Raw genomic sequence first — 11856 nt, forward strand, 5'->3', positions numbered from 1 at the left:
AACGCTCGGCTGGGAAACCCCAGCCGAGCGCCTGTCTAAACTGCTCGCGGCCTGATCAACCGACCACGTGTTGCAACGACCCCTCGAATTCGCCCGCCTCCCCGGGGCCCGACAGTGCGGTTCATCGCAGGCCGTACGCCCGGATGATCTCGTTCTTGACGCTGAAGCCGCTGTCCTTCTCGGCGCTCGCGCGGACCGAGAGGAAGCCGCCAGGCTTCTTCGCCGTCCTGAACGAACCCGTCCAGTAGCCGTGGGCGCCCTTGGCCAGGGTCACCTTCTGCCAGGTGGCGCCGTCGTCGTACGAGACGTCCAGCTTCACCTTGGTGACGGTGCCCGGGACGGTGCCGAGGTTCATCGACACCGGCTTGAGCGCGATCTGCTGGGTCGCATTGGCCTTGACGTCGCCGTGCAGGTCCGACTCCAGCTTGTAGTCCAGGTTCAGCACCGAGAACGGCTCGAAGACGTCCGAGTCGACGGTGCCGGACATGAACGTCCACTCGGTGTGGGTGCGCGTCGACAGCCGGAAGACATCACCGGGCCGCTCCGCGTCGAGGACGGCGCGGTAGGGAAGGTTGCCCGCCGGCACCTCCTGCCACTGCATGTCTCCGCCGTTCGGGTTGTCGTCGATCAGCGTGTCGCCCTGGAGGACCTGCAGGTGGGACGGCGTCTCACCCCACGGCAGGTAGCCGCCCAGCCGCATGGTGTCGCTGGCGGAGGCCCACGCCTGCACGTTCCAGGTCATGTAGTTCTGCCAACGGGAGTTGTACACACCGAAGGACTCGCTCTGGCCGGGCCGGGTCGCCGGAGCGAACCAGTCCAGACGGGTGGTGCTGCCCTTGGCATACGTGTTGTCGCCCGACACCATCGACCACGGCAGGGCTCCGTCGACGCCCTGCGTGTGGAACTCCCTCCAGTCCTGCCCCGGGGTCACCCATTCGGTGCGGGTGCCCGGGTGCCACTCGCGCTCGGGGAGGTTGAACGACGGGCTGAGGGTGAAGTCGGAACGGTACCCTTCCGCCACCCCGCCGTCCGTGGCCGAGTAGTAGCGGGCGTCGATCCGGGCGAGGTCACCCTTGGCCGGCTTGTAGACCAGGGCCCGGTCCGGCACCTGGCCGGGGTAGTCCCGGGTCAGGTCGTAGACGAACGGCGTGTACTCGGTCTGCTTCGCGGTCAGCTTCAAGATGCCGGCCTTGGCCATCGAGACAAGAGTCTTGCCCGCGTCACGGTGCACGGCGGCGACCGGGATGGTCGACTCGCCGACGTACTCCATCAGGGCACCGACACCGTCGTTGACCACGATCAGCGCCTTCGCACCGGCCGCGACCGCGGCATCGGTGCGCTCCTGCGGCGAGACCTCGTCGCTGCGCTCGATCACGACGACCCTGCCCTTTGCCCTGACCTTCTCGTATGCGGCCGCCGCACCGTTGCCCGCATAGACGGCGTCCAGCTTGTCCGTGGCGGTACCCAGGGCGCTGCCCGCCTGCACCAGTGCCTCGAAGCGGAGCCGACCGCCCAGCGTGCTCAGGCTGAGCAGCGGCTCGCCCTTGCGCCAGCGGGTGATCAGCATGAACTCGCCCTGCTTCATCGGCTTCGTCGGCGCGAGGTAGACATCGTCGTACGTCGGCGGCAGCACGTACGCGCTGCGGTAGTCCATGAACGGGTCGAGGCCCTTGTAGTGGACGTTGAAGTCGACCTTGCGCTGGCGGTCCTCGGTGCGCTGCGGCGCCTCGGTCTGCAGCAGGCGTGCCTTGCTCGCGTCCAGCACCACGTCCGCGGAGCCGTCCTTGAGCACGGTCTCCGGGGCGACCAGCACGGCCAGACCCGAGCGGTCCGCCTTCTCGCCGGCCACATCGAGGTACCCCGCGACGGTGTACAGGCCGGGTGCCATGCGCATGGTGGTCGAGCCGTCGACGTAGACATTCCACGGGAAGAAGTCGCCGGCCAGGTTGATTCCGACCCAGCCGGCGGCGGGCTTGCCGTCCCGGCCGACCAGCTTGATGTTCAGGTCGTAGCGCTCCTCCTCCTTGAGCAGCGCCACGGACGTGCGGGTCACCGGCTTCCCGGTGGCCGCGTCGGTGCCTATCACGTAGCCGACGTGCCGGCCTGCCGAGGCGGCTTGCGGGTCACCGGTCACCGGGACGGCGGCGGTGCCGCCCGCCGGGACGGTCACCTTGGTGGCTCCCAGCGTGAACGGGCCGCCGTCGTCGGTCAGCGCCAGGTTCAGCGTGACGTCGGCGGAGCCGGAGTTGGTGAAGGTCAGGTCCTTCGTGACGGCGACGTCGCTCGGCTCGTGGGGCCATGTGTAGTTGCCGAAGAAGAGCGATCCGGTGCCGCGGACCGTGGTGCGTACGGCGGCGGCCACATCGACACGGCCGGTGCCGACCTCGTACGGCGAGTACCCGTCGGCCAGGCCCTTCGCGGTACTCATCAGGTGTTCCTTGAGCTGCGCGCCGGTCCAGTCCGGGTGCTGCTGGGACAGGATCGCCGCCGCGCCGACCACGTGCGGGGTGGCCATCGAGGTGCCGCTGAGGGTGCGGTAGAGGCCCTCACCACCGTCGGTCATCTCCTGCGAGCGGGCCGCGGTGATGTCCACGCCGGGTGCCGCGATGTCCGGCTTCATGCCGCCGGAGCCGGCCAGCGGGCCGGTGCTGGAGAAGGACGCGAGCTGGTCCTGCTTGTCCGTGGCGGCCACGGTCAGCGCCGAGGCGGCCGCGCCCGGGGCGGAGATGCTCTCCGGGCCCGCGTTGCCGGCGGCGATGACGAACAGAGTGCCGTACTGCGCGGACAGCGCGTCGACCGTCTGCGACATCGGGTCGCTGCCGTCCGTCGGGTAGGAGTCGCCGAGGCTCATGTTGACGACGTCCGCACCGGACTCGGCGGCCCACTGCATGCCGGCCATGACCCAGGAGTCCTGGCCGTAGCCCTCAGCGCCGCCGAGCACCTTGCCGACGAACAGGTCGGCGCCGGGGGCGACGCCCTTGTAGTCGCCGCCGGAGGCGGCGCCGGAGCCGACGATCGTGCTGGCCACATGCGTTCCGTGCCCGTTGACGTCGGTGACGCCCTCACCCGGCACGAAGCTGGTCGTGCCGTCGATCAGGCCGGCGAAGTCGGGGTGGTTGACGTCGATGCCGGTGTCGAGCACCGCGACCTTGACGCCCTTGCCGGTGTAGCCGGCCGCCCATGCCTCGGGCGCGCCGATCAGCGGCACGCTCTCCTTCAGGTTGACCTTCACGCGACCGTCGAGCCACAGCTTCGACACACCCGCGCCCAACTTCGCGCTGCCCTGCGGCGCGACGCTGGTCCAGAAGGTGCGGGCCTGCCGCTTCTCGGTGCTGAGCGCGGCACCGTGGATGCCTTTGAGCTTGCGGGTCAGCTTGCTGCCCCGGGGGGCTGTCGGCTCGACGGCCGAGCGGGACTTCGGCTGGGCGTACGCCGCGATCAGCGGCACCGCGGCCGACTTCGCGTCGTCGTAGCCCATCTCGATCAGGTCGGTGACGTTGAACAGCCGGCGGTCCAGCTTATCCGCGCCCAGCAGCGGCACCGCCTCGTCCGGAATGACGAACAGGTCACCCTTGATCTCCTGGATCTTTACGCCGCCGACGGCGCTGTCCGGCCGGTCGACGTCGGCGGTCTGCTTGCCGTCGGCCATCGTGGTGACCGTGACGACGTCGCCGGTGACCAGGGTGACCTTGTGGGTCGCCGAGGGCTTGGCGGGAACGGTGGGCTTGCTCGGAGCGGCTTGTGCGGGCGCTTGCAGAACTGCTAGCCCCGACGCCAGCAGCGGCACCACGGTGGCAGCGGAGATCAGCTGCCAGCGTCTGCGCCGGAAGGCTGAAGATAGTGAGGGAGAGAACATGCCATGGGTCTATCGGCCGGTAACGCCGACGTGAAGGCCTGATGAAGGCAAGTCCTTGCCATGGCACGGACTTGTCAGCCGTGAACCGCGCGCATCCGGGCAAGGTCATACTTTCCGCACGTGGGTATTCAGTCAGCGGTTGCGGCGCGAAGCCCTTGGCGACCGCTCGCCGCCCGGTGACGGGATGGTCCGGTGAGGACGGTGGGGGTGGCGTCCGCGCCGCTCTGCTCCCCGCACCCGCACCCTCAGGGATGGCCCCCGATCAACTACGGTCATTCGCCGGACCGGTGGCTGCTCCCCGCACCCGCGGGGATGGTCCTGACATGCCGCATGCCACATGCCACAACGACGACCAATCCGCTTGCCGAGGGCAAGGGAGTGGGCCCTGCGAGTGGCCGGGGGAGCACCTTGTCGTCGCTGACGGGTGAGTACCCCGTGAGTGACCAGCCCTTCATCCGGTTCGGCGGGATACCGAGCCGGACCGCCCGCGAGTCGGCCGCCTGGATTCGCGAGCGCGCACAGACTCCCGCTCCGCCCCGAACGAGACTCCTGGACCGTCCGAGACGGTCGACAGCGACGCCCAGTAGCCCGCCGCGCATAGAAGCCACGCCGAACATTCCGGCGGGGCCTCGTCGTCTCACGCGCTCTCACACAGGTCTCACCGACTGTGCGGGCTCCCCCGGACCAGCAGGCCCTGACCTGGCATCAAGCGCCCGTCCTGAATCGGCCGGACGCCCCTGAACAGCCCCTATGACCTGTGCCGGGTGGTGCCCAGCGACGGGCCGATGACGAGGACCGGGGCGCCCTCGGGGCCGTCGAACCGGTACTGCAGCGTGTGCATGGGCAGGGCCTGGGCCGCAGGCGGAATCCGTACGGGAGGCACGGGTGCCGCGGGCCCGTCCGGCTGCCCCTGGTGGGCCGGCTGCGGGGCGGCAGGTACCGGCTGCCCCTGCTGTGCGGTCTGCGGGGCACGCGCGGCCTGCGGGGCCGGTACGGGCTGCGGGGTATTCATGTCACTGGCGTCGCTCACTTGCTCCGGGTCAGTCAGCGGTCTGCCGGCTTCCGGTCAGGGGGTCGCCGCAGATACGACATATACGACAGGGTTCATCGGATCGGACATGTTCACGGTGATGTCCTGGGTGGGCCGCGGGTCCTTGTTGGTGTGCGTGGTGCCCGCCCACTCGACGCCGGTGCCGAAGCTCCAGCCCGAGATCTTCTGGTCGCGGACGCCGATGCTGACCTTCCCGGTCTCCAGGGCGGCGCGGCCGCTGCCCATCCGGCTCAGGAACCGGTCGAGCCCGGCGGACGTGGTGCGGAACTCCACGTACAGCCGGCTGGCCTTCCAGTTGTTGGTTTCGTAGTACTGCATGTCCAGGGCGTTGCCGGGGACCGGCAACTCGAAGATCCGGCGCTGCATCCGGGAGGGCCAGCCCTCCCGGAGCCCCTGGGCGGATGCCTCGGCCTCCTTGTTCTGGCCGGAGCGGCGGCTCTGCCCAGCGGAGATCAGCAGATAGCCGGCCGGGATGCCGATGAGCAGCACGATGATCGTCGCCGTGATCAGGCGGCGGCGGATCACCCGTCGCCGGTCCTGCGGCGGCTTGTCGTCGTCGGGCGGCGAGGACTGGCGCGGCAGGACGGGGTGCTCGGCTGCGGTCATGTCTCTGAAGATCCCTAGGAGGTGCGAGTGTTGCGCGTGTTACGGATGGTGCTCGCGGCCTGGTCGTAGATCTGTGCGTACCGCTCGTACCGCTCGACGCGGCGACGGTTGGTACGGCGGAATCTGCGGGCCACCAGCCGGGCCAGGTCGGCGGCGCCGACCATACCTGCCTCCGGGCCGAGCTGCGCCTTTGCGATCCGCGCCTCGGGGCGGTAGCCGCGGCCGGTGAGGTGGCGTTTGAAGGCGTCCCTGGCGGGGCCGATCAGCAGGTCGTCGGCGGCGCTGACGCCGCCTCCGATGACGAAGCAGGAGGGGTCGAGCGCGGCGGCCAGATTGGCGATGCCGACGCCGAGCCACTGGCCGATGTCCTGGAGGAGCTCGATGCACATCGCATCGCCCTCGCGGGCCAGTTCGGTGATGAGCGGCCCGGTGATGTCGGGGATGTTCCCCTTGACCCGCTCGATGATGCCGTGCGCCACCGGGGAGTCGGCCGCGGCCAGCTCCTTGGCCTCGCGGACCAGGGCGTTGCCGGAGCTGTACTGCTCCCAGCAGCCGCGGTTCCCGCAGGGGCAGCGGTGCCCGCCGGGCACCACCTGCATGTGGCCGAACTCACCGGCGACGCCGTACTTGCCGCGCTTGACCTGACCGTCCTCCAGGATCGCGCCGCCGATGCCGGTACCGAGCGTGATCATGACGAGGTGGTCCTCGCCGCGGCCCGCTCCGAAGCGCCACTCCGCCCAGGCGGCGGTGTTGGCGTCGTTGTCGACCATGACGGGGACGACGAGGCGGGAGGCGAGGGCGTCGCGCAGCGGTTCGTCGCGCCAGGCGAGATGCGGGGCGAAGAGCACCTTGGAGCGGTCCGCGTCGACCCAGCCGGCCGCCCCGATGCCGACGGCGTGCACATCGTGCCGGTCGGAGAGGTCCAGGACCAGCTCGACGATGGTGTCCTCGACGACCTTGGGGCTCTTGGACTTGTCCGGCGTCTCGGTGCGCAGCTGCTCCAGGATGTTGCCGTCGGCGTCGACGACGCCGGCCATCACCTTCGTACCCCCGATGTCGATGCCGACAGTGGGTACCCGCGGCGCCGTGAGGTGCGAGCGCCGCTCCCGGGTGCCTACGGTCCGCAGGACGGTGGCGCGGGCGGAGCCGCGGTGTGTGAAGTCGCGGTACGTGCTCATCGTCCCTGCGGGGTCTGGGGGGCCGGGGCGGTGCTCCCGGCGGCGGACTGCGCCCGTCGGGCTCGATTCTGCCACTGCCGGGGCGCCGCGGCTGGCGGACCTGTTGGTAAGGGCCGGTATCGGCCCGGGGCTACTGGGGGTCGTCGGCGACGGGGTGGCCGCCCAGATGGGTCGGGCCCGGGGCCCGCTCCAGCTCGTGGCTGAGCTCCTCCAGCTCGCTGCCGCCCGCCATCTGGCGGGTCAGCTCGTCCAGAGTGATGCTCGCCTTGGTGTGGCTGCCGGACATGGCGCCCCGCTTGAGCAGGACGAACCGGTCACCCACGAGATACGCGTGGTGCGGGTTGTGCGTGATGAGGACCACGCCGAGACCCGCGTCGCGGGCGGCCGCGACGTACTTGAGGACGACCCCGGACTGCTTGACGCCGAGCGCGGCGGTGGGCTCGTCCAGGACGAGGACCTTGGCGCCGAAGTAGACGGCCCGCGCGATGGCGACGCACTGGCGCTCGCCGCCGGAGAGCGTGCCGATCGGCTGGTCGACATCGCGCAGGTCGATGCCCATGCGCAGCAGCTCGGAGCGGGTCGTCTCACGCATCAGCCGCACGTCGAGGCGTTTGAAGGGGCCCGCGCCGGTGGTCGGCTCGGAGCCGAGGAAGAAGTTCCGCCAGACCGGCATCAGGGGGACGACGGCCAGGTCCTGGTAGACCGTGGCGATGCCGCGGTCGAGGGCGTCGCGCGGGTTGGCGAGTGTGGTCTCCTCGCCCTCGATGAGGAAGGTCCCCGCGTCGTGCCGGTGCAGCCCCGCGATGATCTTGATCAGGGTGGACTTGCCGGCGCCGTTGTCGCCGAGGACGCAGGAGATCTCCCCCGCGTGCACCTCCAGCGAGACGTCCGTCAGGGCCTTGATGTTGCCGTAGAACTTGCTGACGTGATCCAGCTCGACGAGCGCCCGGTGGGACGTCTCCCGGTCGGCCGGTGCCTGGGGGGCCGTCATTTCGTCGCCTCCGCGCGCTTGCGTACCCATGCGTTGAGCAGGGTGGCCAGGAGCAGCATGGCTCCGAGGAAGAACTTGAACCAGTCCGGGTTCCACTCCGCGTACACGATGCCCTTGCTGGTCATGCCGAAGATGAAGGCACCGACCGCGGAGCCGATCGCGGAGCCGTAGCCGCCGGTGATCAGACAGCCGCCGATGACGGCCGCGATGATGTAGATCAGCTCGTTGCCGACGCCCTCGCCGGACTGCACCACGTCGAACGAGAACAGCAGATGCTGCCCGGAGACCCAGGCGGCGAAGGCGACCCCGAGGTAGAGCCCGATCTTGGTACGGATCACCGGGACGCCGACCGCGCGGGCCGCGTCGGCCTCACCGCCGACCGCGAAGATCCAGTTGCCGAAACGGGTGCGGAGCAGGATCCAGGTGGCGATCGCGACGAGCACGGCCCACCACAGAATGGTGACCTTGAACTCGACGCCGCCGATGGTCCACTGCGAGGCGAAGACCTGACGGGCCGAGTCGAAGCCCTCCATGTCGCCGATGGACTTCGTCGACACGGTCCCGCTGATCAGCTTGGTGAAGCCCAGATTGAGTCCGGTCAGCATCAGGAACGTACCGAGCGTGATGATGAAGCTCGGCAGTTTGGTACGCGTCAGCATGAAGCCGTTGAACGCTCCGATGGCCAGCGTGACCAGCAGCGACACAAAAACGCCGACCCAGACGTTGGCCGTCATCTGATAGCTGAACATCGATGAGATCAGCGCGGAGCTGGTGACCAGCACACCGGCGGAGAGGTCGAACTCGCCGCCGATCATCAGCAACGCCACCGGCGCGGCCATGATCCCGATGGTGGAGGCCGCGTACAGCACCGTGCCGAGGCTGGAGGCGCGCAGGAAACTGTCGGCGACGACCGAGAAGAAGATGAAGACGGCCGCGGCGCCGACCACCGAGCCGAGCTCGGGGCGGCCGAGCAGTCTGCGCAGCGGCGAGGTGCGCAGCAGCCGCTCGTCGGCCCCGGCGGGGGCGGGTGGCTGCCCTGCAACCGTGCTCATCGGGTCCCCCGCTTCGTGTATTCCGCCAGCTCGGCGGCGTCCTTCGAGGTGATGATCTGCGGGCCGGTGAGGACCGGGCGTCCGCCGCCGAGCACATTGCCGTTGAAGCGGTAGAGCCAGAGCAGGTCCACGGCCTCGTACCCCTGGAGGTAGGGCTGCTGGTCGACCGCGAAGCCGAGGGTCTTGTCCTGGAGGGCCGTGGCGACCTTGGCGTTCAGGTCGAAGGTGTCGATCTCGGCCTTGCTGCCCGCGGTCTTCTTCGCCTTGACGGCGGCGTCCGCGAACGGCGCCCCGAGGGTGACGACCGCGTCGATGTCCTTGTCGGCCTGGAGCTTGGCCTCGATGGACGCCTGGACGTCGGGCATGTTGGTGCCTTCGACGTACAGGTTCTGCATCTGCCCGTCGAACGTCTTCTTCGCCCCGGCGCAGCGCTGCTCATGGCCCACATTGCCCTGCTCGTGCAGGATGCACAGGGCCTTCTTGCGGCCCCGGGCGTTGAGCTCGTCGCCGACGGCCTCACCCGCGATGGACTCGTCCTGGCCGATATGGGTGAGCGCGCCGAACTGCTTGGACTCCGCGGAGCCCGAGTTCACCGTGATCACCGGGATGCCGGCCCTGGTGGCCTTGGCGACGACGTCCTTCATCGCGTCGGGCTTGGCGAGTGTGACGATCAGCCCGTCGACCTTCTGGTCGATGGCGGCCTGGACGAGCTGGGCCTGCTGCTGCGCCTCGTCATTGTGCGAATACAGGAACTTGATGTTGTCCTTGACGGCCGCCTGCTCGGCGCCCCGCTGGACGATGTCCCAGAAGGTGTCGCCGTCGCCCGAGTGGGTGACCATGGCGAAGGTCCAGCGGGGCGTGTTCACCGCGGACCGGCCCTCGGCGGCGGCCTGGGCCGCGCGCTCCTCCGCCCGCTTGCCGCCGGTGCTGCTGCATCCCACGAGGGAAGCCCCGAGCACCGCCGCAAGCACGGCACCCATCGCACGTACCCCTGTCCGAACCCTTGCCACGACGCCGTGCCCTTCTAGTGCTGCTCGCTGTGCTGCTTGGTGGGGCCGGGGACGGTTCACACCCTGCCCGGCTGGCCAAGTATCCCCGAGCCGCCGACGGCGCCGCCCGGCAGGGGCGGGGCACGTGTGTCGGCAGCGGGTGTGCACAGCGGTGCGCGGGACGGTCATCGGGTGCCGCGCGCGGTGTATTCCTCCAGCTGCGGTACGTCGTCGGCGGTGACGATCGCCGGGCCGGTGAGCACCGGCTTTCCGCCGCCGATGACGTTTCCGTTGGTCTTGTTCAGCCACAGTTCATCGACGGCGAGATAGCCCTGGAGGTAGGGCTGCTGGTCGACGGCGAAGCCGACCTCCTTGGCTTTCAGCCGCTTGACGACCTCGGCGTTCAGATCGAATGTGTCGACCTCCGCCCTGCTGCCGGAGCCCTCCTTGGCCTTGACGGAGGCGGCGGCGAAGGGGGCGCCGAGGGTGACGATCGCGTCGATGCCCTTGTCCGCCTGGAGCTTCGCCTCGATCGAGGAGGTGGAGGCGGGCATGTTGGTGCCCTCCACGTTGAGGTTCTCGACGGTGCCCCTGAAGCTCTTCCGCACCCCGGCGCAGCGCTCCTCCAGCGACACATTGCCCTGCTCGTGGATGACGCAGACGGCCTTCTTACGGCCCCGCTCGTTGAGCTCCTCGCCGACGGCCTCGCCCGCGACCTTCTCGTCCTGCCCGATATGCCCGAGCGCGCCGATCTCCTTGGAGAACTGCGCGCCCGAGTTGATGGTCACGACGGGTATGCCGGCCTTCACGGCCTTGGCGACGACGTCCTTGACCGCTTCCGGCTTGGCGAGGGTGACAACGATGCCGTCGACCTTCTGGTCGATGGCGGCCTGGACGAGCTGGGCCTGTTCCTTGCCCTCCTTGTTCGCCGAGTACAGGAACTCGACGTTGTCCTTGGCCGCCGCCTGTTTCGCGCCGCTCTGCACGATGTCCCAGAAGGTGTCGCCCTCCCCCGAGTGCGTGACCATTGCGATCTTCATCCGGGGAGTGGAGACCGCCTTGCCCCCGCTGCCTCCTGCCCCCTGGGGCTTCTCCTCGGCGCTCTTGCCGCCGGAACCGCTGCATCCGGCGACGGTGAGACCGATGCCGATGGCGGCGACGGTGATCAGGGTTGCTGCCTTGCGAGAGGTACGCATGGTGGGTCCGCCTTCTCTCCCGGCCGCCCGAGTGCGGCTGGGGGAGTTTTAGCGGTGGGCGTACGAGACGTCAACGGGGCCGAGTGGCCGTCGTCACCGTACGAGCAGCTGGAAATCGAAGGAGTAGCGCGAGGCCCGGTAGATGTGGGAGCCGAACTCGACCGCCCGCCCGGTGTCGTCGAAGGTGGTGCGCTCCATCGTCAGCAGCGCGGCCCCCTCGGCCTCGGCGAGTGAGGCAGCCTCGTCGGCGGTGGCGAGCCGGGCGCCGACGGTCTGGCGGGCGCTGTGCAGGGTGATGCCCGCGCTGCGCATCATCCGGTAGAGACCGGTGGTTTCCAGCCGTTCGGTGCCCAGGTCGACGATCCCGAGGGGCAGGTGGTTGCGCAGGAGTGCCAGCGGCTCGTCGTGCGCGTACCGCAGCCGCTCGACGAGGTGTACGTCGGTGCCCTCCGCGACTCCGAGGGCCTCGGCGACCGAGGCACCGGCGGGCTCGACGATGTTGCGCAGGACGCGGGTCGTGGGGTGCCCGCCCGCGGCCTCCAGGTCGTCGTACAGGCTGCTCAGTTCGAGCGGGCGCCTGACCCTGCTGTGCACGACCTGGGTGCCGACGCCCCGGCGACGGACCATCAGCCCCTTGTCGACCAGTGACTGGATGGCCTGGCGGACGGTGGGCCGGGACAGGCCGAGCCGGGCCGCGAGTTCGATCTCGTTGCCGAGGAGGCTGCCCGGGGCGAGCCGGCCCTGCTCGATCGCCGCTTCCAGCTGCTGGGCCAGCTGGTAGTACAGGGGGACCGGACTGGAGCGGTCCACGCCGAGTTCAAGTGCGGCGGGGTCGGTGGTGGGTTTGGGCACGCGTGGAGGGTATCCCTCACGTCAGAACCTCCGGTAGTCAGGTCGTTCTGTTGTCCGGACAGCATGAACACCGAACAAGCCGCAC

At 69.5% G+C, this 11856-nt stretch carries 9 protein-coding genes; all 9 read right to left on the bottom strand.

Annotated features, from left to right (window positions below; genetic code table 11):
* Positions 1-121: 121 nt before the first annotated feature.
* Complete coding sequence (locus tag ACGFU7_RS20720; RefSeq protein WP_393697461.1) at positions 122-3856, bottom strand: S8 family serine peptidase; 3735 nt, start codon at positions 3854-3856, stop codon at positions 122-124.
* Between the two features lie 748 nt (positions 3857-4604).
* Positions 4605-4868, bottom strand: a complete 264-nt coding sequence (locus tag ACGFU7_RS20725) for a hypothetical protein (protein WP_393697462.1) — start codon at positions 4866-4868, stop codon at positions 4605-4607.
* A gap of 54 nt (positions 4869-4922) precedes the next feature.
* Positions 4923-5513, bottom strand: a complete 591-nt coding sequence (locus ACGFU7_RS20730) for a hypothetical protein (RefSeq protein WP_393697463.1) — start codon at positions 5511-5513, stop codon at positions 4923-4925.
* A 14-nt stretch (positions 5514-5527) separates the two neighbouring features.
* Positions 5528-6691, bottom strand: coding sequence for an ROK family glucokinase (locus tag ACGFU7_RS20735; RefSeq protein ID WP_327272036.1), 1164 nt, complete (start codon positions 6689-6691; stop codon positions 5528-5530).
* A gap of 130 nt (positions 6692-6821) precedes the next feature.
* Positions 6822-7682 (bottom strand): ATP-binding cassette domain-containing protein, encoded by an 861-nt coding sequence (locus tag ACGFU7_RS20740; RefSeq protein WP_327272037.1) that lies wholly within the window; start codon positions 7680-7682, stop codon positions 6822-6824.
* On the bottom strand, positions 7679-8734 hold the full coding sequence (locus ACGFU7_RS20745; RefSeq protein WP_393697464.1) for an ABC transporter permease: 1056 nt from the start codon (positions 8732-8734) through the stop codon (positions 7679-7681). The genes ACGFU7_RS20740 and ACGFU7_RS20745 overlap by 4 nt, the downstream gene beginning before the upstream one ends.
* A complete protein-coding gene (locus ACGFU7_RS20750) occupies positions 8731-9714 on the bottom strand; it encodes a sugar ABC transporter substrate-binding protein (protein ID WP_393697465.1) in 984 nt (327 codons plus the stop codon). The genes ACGFU7_RS20745 and ACGFU7_RS20750 overlap by 4 nt, the downstream gene beginning before the upstream one ends.
* Before the next feature lie 194 nt (positions 9715-9908).
* Positions 9909-10919, bottom strand: a complete 1011-nt coding sequence (locus ACGFU7_RS20755) for a sugar ABC transporter substrate-binding protein (protein ID WP_393697466.1) — start codon at positions 10917-10919, stop codon at positions 9909-9911.
* 93 nt (positions 10920-11012) lie between these two features.
* Positions 11013-11771, bottom strand: a complete 759-nt coding sequence (locus ACGFU7_RS20760; RefSeq protein ID WP_393697467.1) for a GntR family transcriptional regulator — start codon at positions 11769-11771, stop codon at positions 11013-11015.
* Positions 11772-11856: the final 85 nt, after the last annotated feature.

The organism is Streptomyces sp. NPDC048473 (assembly GCF_043200155.1).
Lineage (GTDB): Bacteria > Actinomycetota > Actinomycetes > Streptomycetales > Streptomycetaceae > Streptomyces.